Here is a 19,826-nt window from a genome sequence, read left to right on the forward strand (position 1 = left end):
GGTCCGGTCAGGGCAGGCGGCGCAGCGGCTCGCCGCCGAGGAAGGCGAGAATGTCCTCGACCGCCTGCCCGTAGTACGTCCGGTAGCTGTCCCGCGAGACGTAGCCGAGGTGCGGCGTGGCCAGCAGCCGGGGCGCGGTGCGCACCGGGTGGTCGGCGGGCAGCGGCTCGACGTCGTGGACGTCGACGCCCGCGCCGGCGATGCGCCCGGCGTGGAGCGCGGCGAGCAGGGCGTCCTGGTCGACGATGGCGGCGCGGGAGGTGTTGACGAGGTACGCGGTCGGCTTCATCAGCCCCAGTTCGGGGGCCCCGATCAGGCCGCGGCTGCGGTCGCCGAGGGCGAGGTGGATCGTGACGAAGTCACTCTCGGCGAGGAGTTCCTCCTTGGACGCGGCCAGCCGCACGCCGGCCTCCTCGGTCCGCTCCTTGGTGAGGTTCGGGCTCCAGGCCGTGACGTCCATGCCGAAGGCGAGCCCGACCGCGGCGACCCGGCTGCCGATCCGGCCGAGGCCGAGGACGCCCAGGCGGCTGCCGTTCAGGTCGGCGCCGACGGTGCTCTGCCAGGGGCCGCCCCGGCGCAGCGCGTCGTTCTCGGCGACGACGCCCCGGGCGAGGCCGAGGAGCAGCGCCCAGGTGAGTTCGACGGTCGAGGTGGAGTTGCTGGCGGTGCCGCAGACGGTGACCCCGTGGGCCTCGGCGGCGGCGTAGTCGATCACGGTGTTGCGCATGCCCGTGGCGACGAGGAGCTTCAGCCGGGGCAGCCGGGCGAACAGGGAGGCGGGGAAGCGGACGCGTTCGCGCAGGGTGACGACGATGTCGAAGTCGGCGAGCGTGGCGGCCAGTTCGTCCTCGCTCGCGTGGTGCTCGGTGAACGCGACCGGCTCCACCCGTCCGGCCAGCGGCGACCAGTCGGCGGAGGCGGTCGCCACGCCCTGGTAGTCGTCGAGGATGGCGCAGCGCAGGGTGGTCATGGCGGTCTCTCCCTGGTCGGTGGGGCGGCGGCCCGCGGGTGCGCGCCGCCTCCCCATGATCGCCGACGGCCCCCGGCGGGCGGGTTCAGGGGGTGCCGAAGCGGTCGCGGAGCTCCCGCTTGAGGATCTTCCCGCTGGCGTTGCGCGGCAGTTCGTCCACGAACAGCACCCGCTTGGGGGCCTTGAAGTGGGCCAGCCGTTCGCGTGCGTGATCGACGAGTTCGGCCTCGGTGACCTCGCCCCGGGCGACGACCACCGCCGTGACGGCCTCGATCCACTTCTCGTCGGGCAGCCCGACGACGGCGGCCTCGGCGACGGCCGGGTGCGTGTAGAGGACGTCCTCGACCTGCCGGGAGGCGACGAGCACCCCGCCGGAGTTGATGACGTCCTTCACCCGGTCGACCACGGTGTAGTAGCCGTCCGCGTCGCGGACCGCGAGGTCCCCGGAGCGGAACCAGCCGCCGCGGAACGCCTCCTTGGTCTCGGCCGGCTTCTGCCAGTAGCCCTCGCACAACTGCGGTGAGCGGTAGACCACTTCGCCGGGCGTGCCGTCGGGCACGTCCGCGCCGTGCTCGTCGACGACCCGCGCCTCGACATGGCGGACGGGCCGGCCGCAGGAGTCCATCCGGCCCTCGTGCTCGTCGGGTCCGAGGACGGTGGCGAGCGGGCCGATCTCGCTCTGGCCGAAGCAGTTGTAGAAGCCGAGTCCGGGCAGCCGTTCGCGCAGCCGCTCCAGGACCGGGACGGGCATGATCGACGCCCCGTAGTACGCCTTGCGCAGGGCGCCGAGGTCGCGGCTCGCGAAGTCGGGGTGGTTGGCCAGGCCGATCCAGACGGTGGGCGGGGCGAAGACGCTGTCCGCGCGGCCGGCCTCGATCAGGTCGAACAGGACGGCCGGGTCGGGCCCGTCCACGAGGGTGTTCTCCGCGCCGACCGCGAGGTAGGGCAGCAGGAAGACGTGCATCTGCGCCGAGTGGTACAGCGGCAGCGCGTGCACGGGGCGGTCGTCCTCGTGCAGGTCGAGGGCCTCGACGGCGCTGGCGTACTCGTGGACGAGCGCCCGGTGGGTCATCATCGCGCCCTTGGGCAGGGCGGTGGTGCCCGAGGTGTACAGGAGCTGCACGATGTCGCGGGCGTCGCGGTCGGTGTCGTACGTCTCGGGGCGGGCCAGCTCGGCGAGCAGCGAGTCCGGGGCGTCGCGCAGCGCCTTGACGGCGGGGCCCTCGGGGACGCGCTCCGCGAGCGCGGGGTCGGTGAGCACCAGCGAACTCCCGGACTGCTCCAGGATGTACGCGAGGTCCTCGCCGGTCAGGTTGTGGTTGACCGGCACGTGGATGAGGCCGGCCCGGGAACAGGCCAGGAAGGCGATCAGATAGGCGTCGGAGTTGTGGCCGTAGGTCGCCACCCGGGCGTACTCGTCGAGGCCCCACCGCTCCCGCAGCACGGCGGCCGCGGTGGTGACGGCCGCGTCCAGCTCGGCGTAGGTCCAGGTCCGGTCGGCGTAGCGGAGGGCGGTCCGGTCGGGGACGCGCTGGGCGCTCGTGCGCAGGACACCGTCGACGGCGCGGCTGAGGAGTCGTTCCATGCCGGGATCCTCGGCGGGGCCGGGCGGCGGGTCAAGTACCGGAGCGCGTACGGAAGCTCGTGGCCTCGGATACCGAACGGGATGTTGACAAGGCAAGCGCTCTCCTGACTGCATGGTCCAACCGCGTTGCACCATCCGTCCGTTGGGAGGAACGTTGCACCTGCGCACCCGTCTGAAACACCTGCTCCTGCTCGGCGCCGCCCTGGCCACGGTCACCGCCACGCTGCCCGCGGCAGCCGCCGCGGAATCGGGCGATCCGGGAGACCGGCGGCACCGGCCGTCCGACCGCGGTCTGTCGGCCGTGATCCGGTACACCGAGTACGGCGTCCCGCACATCATGGCGAAGGACTACGCGAACCTGGGCTTCGGCACCGGCTGGGCGCAGGCCGCGGACCAGGTCTGCACGCTGGCCGACGGCTTCGTGACCGTCAACGGCGAACGCGCGCGGTACTTCGGCGCGGACGGCGCGCCCGACGGGTCCCTGTCGTCCGCCGCCCGGAACCTCTCCAGCGACCTGTACTTCCGCGGCGTCCGCGACGCGGGGACCGTCGAGGACCTGCTGCGCACCCCCGCGCCCGCCGGCCCCAGCCGGCAGCTGAAGGAGCTGATGCGGGGCTGGGCGGCCGGCTACAACGCCTGGCTGAAGCAGAACCGCGTCACCGACCCGGCCTGCAAGGACGCCGCCTGGGTCCGCCCGGTCACCGCGCTGGACGTGGCGCGGCGCGGCTTCGCCGTCTCGGTGCTCGGCGGCCAGGGCCGCGCCGTGGACGGCATCACGGCCGCGCAGCCGCCCGCCGCCGGGGCGCCGGCCGCGACGGCGCCCGAGCCGGGCCGGGCCGCCGACGCCGCCCGCGCGCTGTTCGCCGCGGACGGCGCCGACATGGGATCCAACGCGGTCGCGTTCAGCGGCGGCACGACGGCGAACGGCCGGGGCCTGCTGCTCGGCAACCCGCACTATCCGTGGCACGGCGGCCGCCGCTTCTGGCAGTCCCAGCAGACCATCCCCGGCGAACTGAACGTCTCCGGCGCGTCGCTGCTCGGCACCACCGTCGTCAACATCGGCTTCAACGACAAGGTGGCGTGGAGCCACACCGTCGCCACCGGCGTCACGCTCAATCTGCACCAGCTGGCCCTCGATCCGGCCGACCCCACCGTCTACCTGGTCGACGGGAAGCCGGAGCGGATGACCCGGCGCACGGTGACCGTCCCGGTCAAGGACGGTGCGCCCGTCACCCGGACGCAGTGGTGGACCCGGTACGGACCGGTCGTCACCGGCCTCGGTTCGGCGCTGCCGCTGCCCTGGACGGCCACGACCGCGTACGCGCTGAACGACCCCAACGCCGCCAACCTGCGCGGCTCCGACACCGCGCTCGGCTTCGCCAAGGCGCGGTCCACGCAGGACGTGCTCGGCACGCTCCGGCGCGTGCAGGGCCTGCCGTGGGTGAACACGATCGCCGCGGACGCCTCCGGTCACACCCTGTTCGCCCAGGCTCAGGTGCTCCCGCGGATCACCGACGAGCTGGCGCAGCGCTGCTCCACACCGCTCGGCCGGGCGACCTACCCCGCCTCCGGCGTCGCCGTGCTCGACGGCTCGCGCGCCGACTGTGCGCTCGGCTCCGACCCGGACGCGGTGCAGCCGGGCGTCTTCGGCGCGTCGAAGCTGCCGGTGCTGCGGGACGCGCCGTACGCGGAGAACTCCAACGACAGCGCCTGGCTGACCAACGCGGACCGGCCGCTGACCGGCTACGAGCGGGTCTTCGGGACGATCGGCACACCGCGTTCGCTGCGCACCCGGGGCGGCGTCGAGGACGTGGCGGCGATGGCGGCGCGAGGCGGGCTCACGGTCGCCGACCTGCAGCGGCAGCAGTTCGCCAACCGGGCGCCGGCCGGCGACCTTGCGGCCGAGGAGGCGGCGCGGGCCTGCCCGGCCGTGCTGCCGGACGATCCGGAGGCCTGCCGGGCGCTCGCCGGCTGGGACCGGACGGTGGACTCGGACAGCCGCGGCGCGCTGCTGTTCGACCGGTTCTGGCGGAAGTTCACCGGAACGGCGAAGCCGGCCGACCAGTGGAAGGTGCCGTTCTCCGCGACGGACCCGGTCCGCACCCCGCACACGCTCAACACGGACTCGCCCGCCTTCGCCAAGGCGCTGACCGACGCCGTCGCCGAGCTGCGCTCGGCCGGCATCCCGCTCGACGCGCCGCTGGGCGCGCACCAGTTCGTGGTGCGGAACGGGACGCGGATCCCGGTGAGCGGCGGCACGGAGGCGCTCGGCGTCTGGAACAAGACCGAGCCGGTGTGGAACGCGGCCGGCGGCGGGTACACGGAGGTGGCGCACGGCACGAGCCATGTCCAGGCGGTGGGCTGGGACGGCGGGCGGTGCCCGGTGACCCGGACGCTGCTGACGTACGCGCAGTCCTCGAACCCGAACTCGCCGCACTACAGCGACCAGACGCAGCTGTACTCCGGGGAGCGCTGGGTGACCTCCCGCTTCTGCGAGAAGGACATCCTGCGCTCCCCCGCGCTCAAGGTCGTCCGCGTCCGCGACTGAACAGCCGCGTCAGGGACTGAACAGCGGGATCAGGGACTGAACGAGAGGAAGACGAAGCCGGCGAAGATCGCGAGATGGACGCCGCCCTGGAGCAGGGTGGCCCGTCCGGGTACGACGGTGAGGGCGCTGACCACGGCCGTGAGCACCAGCAGCACCATGTGGACGGCGCCCAGACCGAGCACCAGGGGCCCGGAGAGCCACACCGAGGCGAGCGCGATCGCCGGAATCGTCAGGCCGATGCTGGCGATCGCGGAGCCGTAGGCCAGGTTGAGGCTGGTCTGCATCCGGTCGCGGCGGGCGGCGCGCACGGCGGCGAGCGTCTCGGGCAGCAGCACCATGAGGGCGATCACGACGCCGACGACGGCCTTGGGCAGTCCGGCGGACTCCACCGCGTCCTCGATGGTGGGCGAGACCAGCTTGGCCAGTCCGACCACCGCGACCAGGGCGAGCAGGAGCAGCCCGAGGCTCCACCAGGACTCGGCCCGGGTGGGCGGATCGGCGTGCTCGTCGTCGGACTCGGGGTCGCCGCCGAGGCGTCTGACGGGCAGGAAGTAGTCGCGGTGCCGGACGGTCTGGACGGCGACGAACAGCCCGTACACAAAGAGCGAGGCCACGGCGGAGAAGGCCAGCTGGGCGTCGGAGAACTCCGGGCCCGGGTGGCTGGTGGTGAAGGTGGGCATGACGAGGGTCATCGTGGCCAGGGTGCAGACCGTGGCGAGCGCGCCGCCGGAGCCCTCGGCGTTGAAGACGGCGACGCGGTTGCGCAGCGCCGCGACGAGCAGCGACAGACCGACGATCCCGTTGCAGGTGATCATCACGGCCGCGAAGACGGTGTCGCGGGCGTAGGTGGTGGCCTTGTCGCCGCCTCCCACCATCAAGGTGACGATGAGTCCGACCTCGATGACCGTGACCGCGACCGCCAGCACGAGCGAGCCGTAGGGCTCGCCGACGCGGTGGGCGATGACCTCGGCGTGATGGACGGCGGCGAGCACCGCGCCGAGCAGGCACACCCCGATCACGGCGACGGCGAATCCTGCCAGATCCTGGCCCCATCCGACGCCGAGGGCGACACCGGCGACGACCGGCGCCCACGTGCTCCACTGTCGGGTCAGGCCCGCCACACTCGAACTCATGATCACCATACTGCCACAAAGGGGATGAACCCCTCGGTCAGCCCCTGCCGTCGAGCCTTCCGGTGGCCTCCCCGAACACCCAGCGTTCGTTGCCGTCGATGAAGTCGCGCGGGAAGCCGAGCCGGAACTCCGTTGCCTCCTCCAGGCGTTCGACGGTCTCCGGGGGCAGGGTCACGTCGAGCGCGCCGAGGTTGTCCTTCAGCTGCTCGGCCGAGCGGACGCCGACGATCGGAACCACCGCCCGCGAGCGGGCCCGGGTCCAGGCGAGCGCGACCTGCGAGGGCGTCACCCCCAGCTCGTCGGCGGCCTGCTGGACGGCGCGGGCGACGGCGTGGTCCCGCTCGCCCAGCGAGTCCGCCGCGAGCCGGGCGCTCGGGCCGGGGCCGCCCGGCCGGGTGTACTTGCCGGAGAGGATGCCGCCGGCCAGCGGGCTCCACGCGGCGACGGTCATCCCGAACGCCTCGGCCATCGGCAGCAGCTCGCGCTCGATGTCCCGCCGGAGCAGGCTGTACGGGACCTGCAGCCCCGCGAAAGGCTGCCAGCCGCGCCATTCGGCGAGCGTGTTGGCCCGGCTCACCACCCAGGCGGGCGCGTCGGAGATACCGACGTACAGGATCTTCCCGGCGCGCACGGCGTCGTCGAGGGCGCGCATGGTCTCCTCGACGGGGGTGTGCCGGTCCCACATGTGGACCCAGTACACGTCGAGGTAGTCGGTGCGCAGCCGGCGCAGGCTGGTCTCCAGGGACAGCCTGAGGTTCTTGCGGTGGTTGCCTCCGGCGTTGGCGTCGGCGTCGTCGCGGGTGACGGAGTACTTGGTGGCGAGGACGAACCGGTCGCGCCGGCCGTCGAGCAGCTCCCCGAGGATCTGCTCGCTCTCGCCGCCGCGATAGTTGACGGCGGTGTCGACGACGTTGCCGCCGGCGTCGTCGTAGAGGTCGAGGATGCGTCGGCACTCCTCGGGCGGCACGCCCCCGCCGCCCTGCTCGCCGAAGCTCGTGGCGCCCAGCATCACTTCGGAGATCCGCAGTCCGGTGGGGCCGAAGAGTCGGTAGCGCATGAGGTGAACTCCTCTTCTGCATCGGGACGTTCGACTCTACGGGACCGGTTCGGCCCCGGCTCGGCCGTCCACAGGGCCCGCCCGCACCGCACCGCCGCCCGCCGGGCGGCCGAGCCCGACCGGCGGCATCATCGGAAGGGCACCCGGCCGTGCCCGGGGGCGGAACGAAGGAGTGCCGCATGCGCATCCTCATGGTGGGGGCGGGAGGAGTGGGCACGGCGATCACCAGGATCGCCGCCCGCCGCTCGTTCTTCGCGCACATGGTCGTCGCCGACTACGACCGGACGCGGGCCGAGGCGGCCGTCGCCGGCCTCGGCGGCGACGCGCACCGGTTCACCGCGATCCGGCTCGACGCCTCGGACACCGCCGGAGTACGGGCGGCCCTGGCCGAGCACCGCTGCGACGTCCTGCTCAACGCCACCGATCCACGCTTCGTGATGCCCCTGTTCGAAGCGGCGCTCGCCGAGCGGGCCCACTACCTCGACATGGCGATGTCCCTGTCCCGGCCGCATCCGTCCCGCCCGTACGAGGAGTGCGGCGTGAAGCTGGGGGACGAGCAGTTCGCCCGTTCGGCCGAGTGGGAGGCGGCGGACCGGCTCGCGCTCGTCGGCATGGGCGTGGAGCCGGGCCTCTCGGACGTCTTCGCCCGGTACGCCGCCGACGCCCTCTTCGACGAGATCGAGGAGATCGGCGTCCGCGACGGCGCGAACCTGGTGGTCGACGGGTACGCCTTCGCCCCGACCTTCAGCATCTGGACGACGATCGAGGAATGCCTGAACCCGCCCGTCGTCTACGAGGAGGACCGCAGCTGGTTCACCACGGCGCCCTTCAGCGAGCCCGAGGTCTTCGACTTCCCCGAGGGCATCGGTCCGGTGGAGTGCGTGAACGTCGAGCACGAGGAAGTGCTGCTGGTTCCCCGATGGGTGAAGGCCCGGCGGGTCACCTTCAAGTACGGGCTCGGCGACGAGTTCATCGGCGTCCTGCGCACCCTGCACAAGCTGGGGCTCGACCGCACGGATCCGGTGGAGGTCTCCGGGCCCTCGGGACAGGTCGCCGTGTCACCGCGGAACGTCGTCGCCGCATGCCTGCCCGACCCGGCGGGCCTCGGCGACCGGATGCACGGCAAGACGTGCGCGGGCACCTGGGTCAAGGGCACCAAGGACGGACGGCCCCGCGAGGTGTACCTCTACCAGGTGGTCGACAACCAGTGGTCGATGCGGGAGTACGGCTCGCAGGCCGTCGTGTGGCAGACCGCGATGAACCCGGTGGCCGCATTGGAACTGGTCGCGTCCGGGGCCTGGCAGGGACGGGGCGTCCTCGGGCCCGAGGCGCTGCCGCCGGGCCCCTTCCTCGACCTGCTTCCGGAGTACGGGGCGCCGTGGGGCATGCGCGAGCAGTGACGCCGTGACCCGGAAGGCCCGTCTGCGCATGCACGTCCGATCGAGCGTTCCTACGATGAGAGCCAGATGTCTCGCTGTGTCTTTCCGGCCCGACGGGAACGAGGGAGCATGACCGCCGAGGATGCCGCGCCCACCGGGCGCCCCGTGGAGCTGAAGCACAACGCGATCGGATTCCTCGACGCCCTGGTCATCGGGCTCAACTCCACCTCCCCCGCCTACTCCCTCGCGGCCGTCATCGGTCCCATCGTGGCGCTCGTGGGAATCTACGCGCCGGGCGTGATGCTGGCGTCCTTCGTGCCGATGCTGCTGATCGCCTCGTCCTTCTACTACCTGAACAGGGTCGACCAGGACTGTGGCACGACCTTCTCCTGGGTCACCCGCGCCATGGGCCCCTGGGCCGGCTGGCTCGGCGGGTGGGCCATCGCCATGACCGGCGTGCTGGTCGTCGGCTCGCTGGCCGACGTGGCCGTCTCCTTCGCGCTGCTCGCCTTCGGCCTCGACAGCTGGGTGGACAACACCTTCGTGCGCCAACTGCTCACGGTGGTGCTCATCGTGGTGATGACCGCCGTGTGCGTCATCGGCACCGAGCTGTCGGCCCACGTGCAGAACGTGCTCATCCTGGCGCAGGTCGCCTGTCTGCTCGTCTTCGTGTCCGTGGCGCTGTACAGCGCCTACAACGGGACGAGCAAGTACGACGCGGTCGATCCGGCCTTCAGCTGGCTGAACCCCTTCGGGGCCGGCGGCGCGGCGCTGACCGGCGGGCTGCTCCTCGGCGTGTTCGCGTACTGGGGGTGGGAATCCGCCGTCAACCTGACCGAGGAGGTCAAGGACTCCGCGACCGCCCCGGGCAGGGCAGGGCTCTGGTCCACCGTCATCCTCCTGGTCAGCTACGTGTCCGTGGCCTTCGCGGTGGTGGCCTACGCGGGCCCGGCGTTCCTCGCCGACAACGCCGACGAGGAGGAGTTCATCTTCGCCCAGCTCGCCACGGACGTGATGGGCGGCTGGGACTGGGTGCTGCTGCTGGCGGTCTCCACGTCCGCCATCGCCTCCACCCAGACCACGATCATCCCCGCGTCACGGACCGCGCTGTCCATGGCCCGGCGCGGTGCGCTGCCCAAGCACTACGCCCACATCAGCCCGCGCTTCCGCACCCCGGACGTCAGCACGTGGTGGGTCGCCGCCATCGCCATCGCCTGGTACCTCGTGGTGAGCCAGATCAGCTCCAACGCACTCTTCGACTCGCTGACCGCGCTGTCGCTGCTGATCGCCTTCTACTACGCGCTCACCGGCGTGGCCTGCGTCGTCTACTACCGCCGTCATCTTCTGGAGAGCGTGCACAACTTCCTGATGATCGGCGTCGGGCCGCTGGTCGGCGCCGGCCTGCTCACCTGGCTGCTGGTGCGGTCAGTCATGGACATGTCCGACCCGGAGAACTCGTACAGCGGGACCTCGTGGTTCGGCCTCGGTCCGCCGCTCGTCATCGGCATCGGCATCGCGCTCACCGGCGTCCTGGCCATGATCGCGCGACGCCTGTGGGCGCCGGCGTACTGGCAGGAGCGCCCCGGTGTGGCCGACCCCGAACTGGTCCACGGCCACGGCAAGGGGGCCTGAGATGACGGTGGTCCTGGGCTACGACGAGTCCCCCGGCGCCGCCCGCGCCCTGCGCATCGCGATCGAGGTGGCCGCGGCGTTCGACGAGCGGCTCGTCCTGGTCTTCGGCGCCGCGGTCCCCGGCCCCACGGGCGAGGAGTACGCGTCCCACCACGAGGCCATCCGGGAGGTCGGCCGTACCGCTCTGGAGCACGCCGTCATGGAGGCGGACCGGGCGGGCGTGCCGAGCGTCGTGGAGGTGCTCGACGAGAAGCCCGCCCAGGCCCTGATCGACGCGGCGCGGCGGCACGCCGCACGCGTCATCGTGGTCGGCAGCTGGGGCGAGAGCCCGATGCGCGGCGCGCTCCTCGGCTCCACGCCGCACAAACTCCTGCACCTGTCCCGCGTACCGGTGCTCTGCGTCCCGCCCGAGGAGTGAAAGCGCCGCCTCCCCGTCCCGGCGCGGTCTAGAGCGGGCGGTCGTGGCCCTCCCAGTACGGGTCGCGCAGTCGGCGCTTGTAGAGCTTGCCGTTGGGGTCGCGGGGCATGGCCGCGGTGAAGTCGACGCTCCTGGGGCGCTTGTAGCCGGCCAGCCGCTCCTCGCAGTGGGCCAGGACGGCGGCGGCGAGCGCGGGCGACGGCTCGTGGCCCTCGGCGGGCTCGACGACGGCCTTGACCTCCTCGCCCCAGTCGGCGTGCGGGATGCCGAAGGCGGCGGCGTCCGCGACGGCCGGGTGGCTGAGCAGCGCGGCCTCGATCTCGGCGGGGTAGATGTTGACCCCGCCCGAGATGATCATGTCGATCTTGCGGTCGCGCAGGAAGAGATAGCCGTCCTCGTCGAGGACGCCGAGGTCGCCGACGGTGAAGTAGTCGCCGATGCGGTTCTTCGCGGTCTTCGCCTCGTCCTTGTGGTAGGCGAAGCCGCCGGTGGTCATCTTCATGTAGACGGTGCCGAGTTCGCCGGGGCCGAGCCGCTTCCCGTCGTCGTCGAAGACCGCCAGCTCGCTGATCGGCCATGCCTTGCCGACGGTGCCGGGCTTCTTCAGCCAGTCCTCGGCGGTGGCGAACGCGCCGCCGCCCTCGCTGGCCGCGTAGTACTCCTCGACGCAGTGGCCCCACCAGGCGATCATCGCCCGTTTGACGTGGTCGGGGCAGGGCGCGGCGCCGTGGATGGCGTGCCGCATCGACGACACGTCGTACCGGTCCCGTACGTCTTCCGGCAGGGACAGCAGCCGGTGGAACTGGGTGGGGACCATGTGGGTGTGCGTGCAGGCGTGCGCGTCGATGAGCCGCAGCATCTCCTCGGGGGTCCATTTGTCCATCAGGACCAGCGGATGCCCGATGTGCAGGGACGCGGCGGCGAACTGCAGCACGGCCGTGTGGTACAGCGGCGAGCAGACCAGGTGGACGTTGCCGTCGAAGGGGCGGATGCCGAAGATGCCGAGGAAGCCGCCGAGATAGGTCTCCTCGGGGACTTTGCCGGGCAGCGGGCGGCGGATGCCGCGGGGCCGGCCGGTGGTGCCGGAGGTGTAGTTCATGACCCAGCCGAGGGTGCGGTCGTCGGGCACGGACTCCGGCTGCCCGTCGAGGAGTTCGGCGTACGGGCGGAAGCCGGGGACGGTGCCCACGGCGTAGCGGTGGGTCGCGGGCAGCCCGGCCTCGTCGGCGGCGGCCCCGGCCGCCGTGCCGAACCGCTCGTGGGCGAGCAGCGCCTTCGCCCCGGAGTCGGCGACGATCCAGGCGATCTCGGGGCCGACGAGGTGGTGGTTGACCGGGACGAGGTAGAAGCCGGCCTGGGCGGCGGCGAGGTAGGCGGTCAGGAACTCCACGCCGTTGGGCAGGACGACGGCGAAGACGTCGCCGCGCTCCAGTCCGGCCGCGCGCAGTCCGTGGACGAGGCGGTTGGCGTCGGCGTGCAGCCGTCCGGCGGACCACTCCTGGCCGCCGGGTGCGATGAGGACCGTACGGGCGGGGTCGGCGGACGCCTGCGCCCAGAAGCCGTTGGGTACGTCGCTCACTGTCCGTCCCTTCCCGCGATGCGGTTGATGCGGTCGACGGCCTGTTCGAAGCCGCGGGTGAGCTCGTCGAAGATCTGCCGGACGCTGCGCTCGGAGTTCATCCGGCCGACGATCTGGCCGACGGGCGTGCCGAGCAGCGGCGTGACCTCGTACTTCTGGATCCGGGAGACGGCCTCGGCGACGAGCAGGCCCTGCAGCGGCATCGGCAGCGGGCCGGGGCCGGCCGGGTCGTCCCAGGCGTCGGTCCACTCGGTGCGCAGCTGACGGGCGGGCTTGCCGGTCAGGGCGCGGGAGCGGACGGTGTCGCCGGAGCCGGCGGCGAGGAGTTTGGCGGTCAGGGCGCGCGAGTGCAGTTCGGCCTCGGCCGCGGTGAGCCAGATCGAGCCGAGCCAGACGCCCTGGGCTCCGAGGGCGAGCCCGGCGGCGATCTGCTCGCCGCTGCCGATGCCGCCGGCGGCGAGCACCGGCAGCGGGGCGACGGCCTCGACGACCTCGGGGGTGAGCACCATGGAGGCGATCTCGCCGGTGTGGCCGCCGGCCTCGTAGCCCTGCGCGACGACGACGTCGATGCCGGCGTCGGCGTGGTGGCGGGCGTGCCGGGCGCTGCCGGCGAGCGCGGCCACGAGCACGCCGTGGTCGTGGGCGCGGGCGACGACGTCGGGGGGCGGGGAGCCGAGGGCGTTGGCGAGGAGTTTGATGGGGTAGTCGAAGGCGACGTCGAGCTGGCTGCGGGCGACCTGCTCCATCCAGCCGGTGATCCGCCAGCCGGACGCCTCGCCCTCCGCGAGCTCGGGCACTCCGTGCTTGGCGAGGGTCTCGCGGACGAACTCCCGGTGTCCCTCGGGGATCATGGCCTCGACGTCGGCCTCGGAGACGCCCTCGACCTTCTTGGCGGGCATGACGACGTCCAGGCCGTAGGGCAGTCCGTCGGTGTGCTCCTGCATCCAGTCGAGGTCGCGGGCGAGGTCGTCCGGGGCGGTGTAGCGGACCGCGCCGAGGACGCCGAATCCGCCGGCTCTGGTGATGGCGGCGGCCACCGCGGGGAAGGGCGTGAAGCCGAAGATGGCGTGCTCGATCCCCAGTGTGCGACTCAGCTCCGTCTTCATGGGCGGCAGGATGCCGCAGCAGGACGTCCGAGGGAAGAGGTTTTCTGATGCAGCGTCAGATTCTTTGCGGCACCGCCTGCTTCCCTGACGCGCCGCACCCCCGGTAAGAAAGTTTCAGACGTTGCGGGTATGGGCGAAGGATTCTTTCAGAGGCGTGGGAGGGTAGGGATGACGAAGGAACCGGCGGGCCGGGGAATCGGCCGTCGCGCGTTCGGCGGCGGACTCCTCGCTCTGGGAGGTGCGGTGATGGTCGGCTCGATCCCGGGGGCCGCCGCGGTCCCCGGGCCGCAGGACGACGGCGCGCCCGGGGCGACCGGGGGCCGGCGCACCGTGCTGCGGCACGGCTCCGCCGAGCGGGCCGGGCTGCTGCCCGCCTACCTCGACCGGCTGGTCGCCGACGCCGAGGCGTTCCTCGGCCCCTCCCCCAAGCACCCCTGGTACGCGGGCGCGGTCCTGCTCGCCGGGCGCGGCGGAACCGTGGCACTGCACCGGCCGATCGGCAGCGCGGTGCGATACGCGGCGTACGACGAGACGACCGACTCCGGGGTGGAAGTGCCGCCCGGGGAACGGATCGCGATGGCCGAGGACACCGTCTTCGACCTGGCGTCCGTCTCCAAGCTGTTCACCGCGATCCTGGCGGTGCAGCAGCTGGAGTGCGGCGCCCTGGAGCTGGAGGAGCGGGTCGCCGCGTACCTGCCGGAGTTCGCGGGCGGCGGCAAGCAGGACGTCACGGTCCGTCAGCTGCTCACGCACACCTCGGGCTTCCGCGCCTGGATCCCGCTCTACAAGGAGCCCACCCGGGAGGGGAAGCTGCGGCTGCTGTGGAACGAGGCCCTGGCGAGCCCGCCGGGCACGAAGTACCTCTACTCGGACCTCAATCTGATCTCGCTCCAGCTCGTCCTGGAGCAGATCACCGATCGCACTCTGGATGCACTGCTCCACGACGAGATCACCGCTCCGCTCGGGATGCACCGCACGCGGTTCAACCCGCCGGCCTCCTGGCGGCCGAAGATCGCCGCCACCGAGGACGCCCGGCCGCCCTGGTCGGGACTGGACCGCGGAATGGTCCACGGAGAGGTCCACGACGAGAACGCGTACAGCCTCGGCGGCGTCGCCGGGCACGCCGGCGTCTTCTCCTGCGCCTGGGACCTGGCCGTCCTCGCCCGCACCCTGCTCAACGGCGGGGCGTACGGCAGCGCCCGGATCCTCTCCGAGGAGTCCGTCGCGCTGATGTTCACCGACTTCAACACCGCCTTCCCCGGCGACGAGCACGGCCTCGGCTTCGAGCTGAACCAGCACTGGTACATGGGCGCCCTGGCCACCCCGCGCTCCGCCGGGCACACCGGCTTCACCGGCACCAGCCTCGTCGTCGACCCCACCACCGACGCCTTCCTGATCGTGCTCGGCAACTCCGTGCACCCCGTCCGCACCTGGCGCTCCGGCTCCGCGCCGCGCGTCGCCACCGCCAACGCGCTCGCCCGCGCCGTCCCGGTGCGCCCGGCGCGCGGCGGCACGGCCTGGTACTCCGGCATGGCGAGCGCCGTCGCCGCCACGCTGACCCTGCCCGCACTCGCCGGCGCGGCGCGGCTCGACTTCGGCCTGTGGTGGGACACCGAACCGGCCACCGACCACGCCCGCCTGGAGGCTTCCGCCGACGGCGGCGCGAGCTGGACGGCGGTGCCGTTCACCACCGTCCGGCCGGACGAGGAGCCGCAGCAGCATCCGTCGGGTGCGGTCGGCGGCTGGTCGGGGCGGGTCTGGCACCGCGCCACGGCCGACCTGGCGGCCTGGGCCGACGCGCCCGTGCGGCTGCGCTGGCGGTATGCCACCGACCAGCGGTACGTGGGGCGCGGGGTGTACGTGGAACGGCCGCGCGTCGTCGACGCCGAGGGCCGGCCGCTGTTCGACGACGCCCGGCCGGCCGACGCGGCCCGCATCGAGGCGGCGGGCTGGGAGGCGTCCGCCGACTGAGGGCGTCCGGCGCTACGCGCCCGGCTCCGCGGCGGCGCGCAGCGCGGCCAGTACGGGGGCGATCAGCGGATGGTCCTCGGAGCCGCGGCGCACGGCGGCGAAGACCCGCCGGGTCGGCGCGACGCCGTCCACGGGGCGGACGACGGCCCCGGCGAGGTCGGTGCCGCGCAGCGCGGAGCGCGGTACGAGCGCGACGCCCGCGTCCGCGGCGGCCAGCGCCACGACGGCGCGGAAGTCGTCCGAGGTGTGGTCGAACCGCGGCTCGAAGCCGGCGTACTCGCAGGCCAGGACGGTCACGTCGTGGCAGGGGTTGCCGGCGGACTGGCCGATCCAGTGGTCCTTGGCCAGATCGGCGAGCGCCACCCGCTCACCGTCCGCGAGCCGGTGGCCGAGCGGCAGGACCGCGTCGAACGGCTCCGCGTACAGCGGCAGCCGGGTGAGCCGGGCGTCGTCCTCGCCGGGCGCGCCCCGGTACTCGACGGCGACGGCCACGTCGACCTGCCGGTCCAGGACCATCAGCAGGCTGGCGTCGCCCTCGGCGTCCCGGACGCGGACCCGGATGCCGGGCGAGGTCCGGGCCAGTTCGCCGATCGCCGGGGCGACGACCAGGCCGATCCCGGTGGCGAAGGCCGCGACCGTGACCGTGCCGGCCTCGCCGGAGCCGTACGCGGCGAGCTCGGACTCGGCCCGCTCCAGCTGGGCGAGCACGGCGTTGGCGTGCCGCAGCAGGATCTCGCCGGCCGGGGTGAGCCGGGCGCCGCGCGCGCTGCGCTCGACGAGCCGGTGCCCGGTCTCCTGCTCCAGGGCGGCGAGCTGCTGGGAGACGGCGGAGGGGGTGAGGTACAGCGCGGCGGCCGCCGCCGTGACGGTGCGGTGGTCGGCCACCGCCCGGAGAATGTGCAGCCGCCGCGCTTCGATCATGCTCCTAGTGTCGCAGCTCCGGAGGCCGTCCCGCTTCGGCCGGAATCCCGGCCAGCAGGTCCGGCAGTTCGCGCATGTCGTCGAAGACGACGGTGCCCGGGCCTTCGAGTCGTCCGGCGGGCGTCGGGCCTCCGGCGTAGCCGAAGGCCCGCATCCCCGCGGCCCGTGCGGCCGCGACGCCGGGCCCGCTGTCCTCGACCACCGCGCACGCCGCCGGGTCGACGCCCATCCGGCGGGCGGCGTACAGGAAGAGATCGGGCGCGGGCTTGCCACGGGGCACCTCGCTCGCGCTGTAGATCCGGCCGGCGAAGTGGTCGTACAGCCCGGTGCGGCCCAGGGTGTGGCGCATCTTCTCGTGGGAACCGCTGGAGGCGACGCAGGTCGGCAGGGTGAGGGCGGCGAGCGCCTCGGGCAGTCCGTCCACCGGGTCGATGCCGAGATCGACCGCGTCCCGGTGGCGCTCCATGAGCCGGCTCCACCAGAGTCCGGCCGTCTGCGCGCCGAGCCGCTCGGTGAGCTGCTCGACGATCGACTCCTTCGAGCGCCCGATGAAGCGTTCGACCACCTCGTCGGCGGTGAGCGGCCAGCCCAGCTCCGCCCCGAGCGCGATCTGCAGGCGTACGGCGAGGCGTTCGGTGTCGACCAGGACACCGTCGCAGTCGAAGATCACGAGTTCTATCGGCTTGATCATTCCCGCAGGGTAGGCGCCGGGGCGCGGGGTGATCACGGCTGGTCGGCGGTCAGTGGTGAGAGCGGCCGCTCGAAGAACGTCTCCAGGACCACCGTGGCCTGCGTTCCGCTGACCCCGTCGATGGCGTAGATCCGGCGCAGCACGTCCTGCAGTTGCTCGGTGGTCGCGGTTCTGACCTTCACCAGGACCGAGGCGCTGCCGGCGATGACGTGCGCCTCCAGGATCTCGGGCAGCGCGGCGAAGTCCTGCGCCGAATCACCCATCCAGGACGTCGAGTCGACCATGACGTAGGCGAGGACGGCGCTGCCCACGGCGGCAGGGTCCACGTCGACCGTGGTACGCCGGATGACGCCGCGCTCGCGCAGCTTCCGCACCCGCTCGTGGGCGGCGCCGGCGGACAGGCCGACGGCCTGACCGAGCGCCGCGTAGGGCTGGGCGGCGTCCTGCTGAAGCCGGGCCAGCAGTGCGCGATCGATGTGATCCACAACTCTCCATTCGGAATTGACTGGCCTGAACAGTATCTCATCTTGAAGTATGTACCTGAGGCCGATTCTCATTCGGCACACGACGGTTTCGTGAGGAGTGGACTCCATGAGCGGTGAGCGCCCGGGCCTGTACGAGATGCTGGACGACCGGTTCCGTACCGGACGATGCATGAACGGAGACGACGCGCTGGAAGTCCTGTTCACCGGCTGCCGTTGGGCCGAGGGGCCGGTCTACCTGCCCGCCTGGCGGCAGGTGGTCTGGAGCGACATCCCCAACGACCGAATGCTGCGGTGGGACGAGGAGACCGGTGCGGTCGGTGTCTTCCGCCGCTCCGCCGGACACACCAACGGCAACACCCTCGACCGCGAGGGCCGGCTGATCACCTGTGAGCAGGGCAACCGCCGGGTGACCCGGACCGAACACGACGGTACCGTCACCGTGCTGGCCGACCGCTGGCGGGGCAAGCGCCTGAACAGCCCGAACGACGCGGCCGTGAAGTCCGACGGCTCCATCTGGTTCTCCGACCCGGACTTCGGCATCACCAGCGACTACGAGGGCCACCGCGCCGAGAGCGAGATCGGCGCGAACAACGTCTACCGCATCGACCCGGCCACGGGCGAAGTGCGGCTGGTCGCCGACTGCTTCGGCGCGCCGAACGGGCTGGTCTTCTCGGCCGACGAGCGGCAGCTGTTCGTCTCCGACACCCGAGCGGGCTTCATCCGGGTCTTCGACGTACGCGACGACGGCACTCTGTCCCAGGGCAAGGTCTTCGCCGAGGCCGGGGCACGCGAGAAGGCCCGCTTCGACAACCTCCGGTTCGACGACGGCGGCCGGCTCTGGGCCGCCGCGATGGACGACGGCGTTCACTGCTACGACCCGGACGGCACCCTGATCGGCCGCCTCAACGTCCCCGAGACGGTCGCCAACATCTCCTGGGGCGGCGCCAAGCGCAACCGCCTCTTCATCACCGCCGAGACCAGCCTGTACTCGGTGGTCATGGGCGTCACCGGCACGCACCCGACCGGTCCGGGGCGACGCCGCTGGCTCTAGCAGATCCCGGTGGCGAAGCCGACCCGTCCCTATCCACCGATGGAACCGTCGGCCTGCCTACGGCCGGATCCCGTCGCAGGCGATGTGCAGGTGCCGCGGTCCGCGCAGCACCGCGTTCTGCCGGTACGGGGGCGGGTCCTCGACGAGCCGGGGGTTCTCCAGTCTCCGGGCCAGCTCCGACAGGGCGAGCTGGGCCTCAAGCCGGGCGAGCGGCGCGCCGAAGCAGCTGTGGATGCCGCTGCCCAGGCCGAGGTGCTGGATGTCCCGGCGGTCCGGGTCGAAGCGGTCCGGGTCCTCGAACCGCTCGGGGTCGCGGTTGCCGGACGCCAGGACCAGCCAGAGGGAGGCGTCCTTGGGGATGGTGACGCCGCGGACCTCGATGTCGGCGAGCGTGACACGCTGCGGCAGCAGCTGCACCGGCGGCTCGAAGCGCAGCAGTTCCTCGACGAGCGGCACGGCCAGCCGCGGTTCGGCGCGCAGCCGCTGGAGGACGTCGGGGTTGCGCAGCAGGGTCAGCATGCCGTTGGTGATGAGGTTGACCGTGGTCTCGTGCCCCGCGATCAGCAACAGCGCGGCGGTGCTGAGCAGTTCCATCGTGGTCATCGGGCCGTCCTCGCCCTTGGCCGTCGCCAGCTGGGAGAGCATGTCGTCCCCGGGGTTCTTGCGGCGCTCCTCGATCAGGCCGGCCAGGTACATGCCCAACTGCATCCGGGCCTCGCTCGCGCCCTTGCCCCGCTCGGCGGGGTCGGCGTCCGGGTCGGGGTCCAGGCTGGCGGCGAGGGTGTCCGCCCAGGTGTGGAAGCGCGCCTCGTCCTCGCGCGGCACCCCGAGCAGCCTGCAGATCACCGTCACAGGGAAGGGGTACGAGACCTGTTCCACCAGGTCGATCCGGCCCGGGTCGGCGATGCCGTCGATGAGGCCGGCGACGATGTCGTCGAGTTCCGGGCGCATGCCGTCGACGCGGTGCGGCGAGTGCGGCGGGCCGAAGTGCCGGTTGGTCATGCGGCGCAGCCGGTCGTGCTCCGGCGGGTCGAGCTTGAGGAAGCTCGGCGGCAGGGCACCCTCCTCCGTGGCGGTCTCGGCCAGCGGGTCGGCGGCGTTCGAGGCCACGTTGCGGGAGTCGGAGCTGATCCGGGGATCGTGGAGCAGGCTGCGGATCTCGTAGTACGTGCTGATCACGTACGGTCCGTCGGCCTCGTGGTGGACCGGCGTCCGGCGCAGCTCTTCGTAGATCGGGTACGGATCGGCCCGGTTGGCGTAGTCCAGGATCTGGTGCAGCAGGGATGGCGTCATGGCTGGT

At 72.5% G+C, this 19,826-nt stretch carries 16 protein-coding genes; 6 read left to right on the forward strand and 10 right to left on the reverse strand.

The window, feature by feature from the left end; translation table 11 throughout:
• Nucleotides 1-7 precede the first annotated feature (7 nt).
• Together ACGFMM_RS23060 and ACGFMM_RS23065 are read right to left on the reverse strand one after the other, a co-directional pair.
• Nucleotides 8-970 carry a D-2-hydroxyacid dehydrogenase family protein gene (locus ACGFMM_RS23060; protein ID WP_393648292.1) on the reverse strand — a complete coding sequence of 321 codons (963 nt, stop codon included), beginning with the start codon at nt 968-970 and terminating at the stop codon, nt 8-10.
• A gap of 85 nt (nt 971-1,055) precedes the next feature.
• Nucleotides 1,056-2,555: a fatty acyl-CoA synthetase gene (locus ACGFMM_RS23065; protein ID WP_393648293.1), complete on the reverse strand. Its 1,500-nt coding sequence runs from the start codon at nt 2,553-2,555 to the stop codon at nt 1,056-1,058.
• 154 nt (nt 2,556-2,709) lie between these two features.
• Between ACGFMM_RS23065 and ACGFMM_RS23070 the strand changes: the two genes are divergently transcribed.
• Nucleotides 2,710-5,103 carry a penicillin acylase family protein gene (locus ACGFMM_RS23070; protein WP_393648424.1) on the forward strand — a complete coding sequence of 798 codons (2,394 nt, stop codon included), beginning with the start codon at nt 2,710-2,712 and terminating at the stop codon, nt 5,101-5,103.
• Between the two features lie 29 nt (nt 5,104-5,132).
• Here ACGFMM_RS23070 and ACGFMM_RS23075 read toward each other — a convergent pair whose 3' ends face one another.
• Together ACGFMM_RS23075 and ACGFMM_RS23080 are read right to left on the reverse strand one after the other, a co-directional pair.
• Nucleotides 5,133-6,236 (reverse strand): calcium:proton antiporter, encoded by a 1,104-nt coding sequence (locus ACGFMM_RS23075; protein WP_393648294.1) that lies wholly within the window; start codon nt 6,234-6,236, stop codon nt 5,133-5,135.
• Between the two features lie 37 nt (nt 6,237-6,273).
• A complete protein-coding gene (locus ACGFMM_RS23080; RefSeq protein ID WP_393648295.1) occupies nt 6,274-7,293 on the reverse strand; it encodes an aldo/keto reductase in 1,020 nt (339 codons plus the stop codon).
• A gap of 179 nt (nt 7,294-7,472) precedes the next feature.
• Here ACGFMM_RS23080 and ACGFMM_RS23085 point away from each other — a divergent pair, with 179 nt between their 5' ends.
• From ACGFMM_RS23085 to ACGFMM_RS23095, 3 genes are all read left to right on the forward strand, one after another.
• Entirely contained in the window at nt 7,473-8,693 is a 1,221-nt protein-coding gene (locus ACGFMM_RS23085) for a saccharopine dehydrogenase family protein (protein WP_393648296.1), read from the forward strand.
• Nucleotides 8,694-8,801: 108 nt separating this feature from the next.
• Entirely contained in the window at nt 8,802-10,304 is a 1,503-nt protein-coding gene (locus tag ACGFMM_RS23090) for an APC family permease (RefSeq protein WP_393648297.1), read from the forward strand.
• A gap of 1 nt (nt 10,305) precedes the next feature.
• The gene (locus ACGFMM_RS23095) at nt 10,306-10,722 is read left to right on the forward strand and encodes a universal stress protein (RefSeq protein ID WP_393648298.1); all 417 of its coding nucleotides are present in this window, start codon (nt 10,306-10,308) and stop codon (nt 10,720-10,722) included.
• 28 nt (nt 10,723-10,750) lie between these two features.
• Here ACGFMM_RS23095 and ACGFMM_RS23100 read toward each other — a convergent pair whose 3' ends face one another.
• Both ACGFMM_RS23100 and ACGFMM_RS23105 read right to left on the reverse strand, forming a co-directional pair.
• Nucleotides 10,751-12,301, reverse strand: a complete 1,551-nt coding sequence (locus ACGFMM_RS23100; protein WP_393648299.1) for an acyl-CoA synthetase — start codon at nt 12,299-12,301, stop codon at nt 10,751-10,753.
• Nucleotides 12,298-13,407, reverse strand: a complete 1,110-nt coding sequence (locus tag ACGFMM_RS23105; RefSeq protein WP_393648300.1) for an NAD(P)H-dependent flavin oxidoreductase — start codon at nt 13,405-13,407, stop codon at nt 12,298-12,300. The genes ACGFMM_RS23100 and ACGFMM_RS23105 overlap by 4 nt, the downstream gene beginning before the upstream one ends.
• 168 nt (nt 13,408-13,575) lie before the next feature.
• Here ACGFMM_RS23105 and ACGFMM_RS23110 point away from each other — a divergent pair, with 168 nt between their 5' ends.
• Nucleotides 13,576-15,378: a serine hydrolase gene (locus ACGFMM_RS23110; protein ID WP_393648301.1), complete on the forward strand. Its 1,803-nt coding sequence runs from the start codon at nt 13,576-13,578 to the stop codon at nt 15,376-15,378.
• A 12-nt stretch (nt 15,379-15,390) separates the two neighbouring features.
• Here ACGFMM_RS23110 and ACGFMM_RS23115 read toward each other — a convergent pair whose 3' ends face one another.
• The 3 genes from ACGFMM_RS23115 to ACGFMM_RS23125 are packed head-to-tail and all read right to left on the reverse strand — an operon-like array spanning nt 15,391 to nt 17,475.
• Complete coding sequence (locus tag ACGFMM_RS23115; protein ID WP_393648302.1) at nt 15,391-16,299, reverse strand: LysR family transcriptional regulator; 909 nt, start codon at nt 16,297-16,299, stop codon at nt 15,391-15,393.
• A 4-nt stretch (nt 16,300-16,303) separates the two neighbouring features.
• Nucleotides 16,304-16,990: an HAD family hydrolase gene (locus ACGFMM_RS23120; RefSeq protein WP_393648303.1), complete on the reverse strand. Its 687-nt coding sequence runs from the start codon at nt 16,988-16,990 to the stop codon at nt 16,304-16,306.
• A gap of 32 nt (nt 16,991-17,022) precedes the next feature.
• Nucleotides 17,023-17,475 carry an Lrp/AsnC family transcriptional regulator gene (locus ACGFMM_RS23125; RefSeq protein WP_393648304.1) on the reverse strand — a complete coding sequence of 151 codons (453 nt, stop codon included), beginning with the start codon at nt 17,473-17,475 and terminating at the stop codon, nt 17,023-17,025.
• A gap of 106 nt (nt 17,476-17,581) precedes the next feature.
• Between ACGFMM_RS23125 and ACGFMM_RS23130 the strand changes: the two genes are divergently transcribed.
• Nucleotides 17,582-18,526 (forward strand): SMP-30/gluconolactonase/LRE family protein, encoded by a 945-nt coding sequence (locus tag ACGFMM_RS23130; protein ID WP_393648305.1) that lies wholly within the window; start codon nt 17,582-17,584, stop codon nt 18,524-18,526.
• 57 nt (nt 18,527-18,583) lie between these two features.
• On the opposite strand, the gene ACGFMM_RS23135 is transcribed toward ACGFMM_RS23130, so the two are convergent.
• A complete protein-coding gene (locus ACGFMM_RS23135) occupies nt 18,584-19,819 on the reverse strand; it encodes a cytochrome P450 (protein ID WP_393648306.1) in 1,236 nt (411 codons plus the stop codon).
• Nucleotides 19,820-19,826 lie beyond the last annotated feature (7 nt).

This window comes from Streptomyces sp. NPDC048604 (assembly GCF_043199435.1).
Taxonomy (GTDB): Bacteria; Actinomycetota; Actinomycetes; order Streptomycetales; family Streptomycetaceae; genus Streptomyces.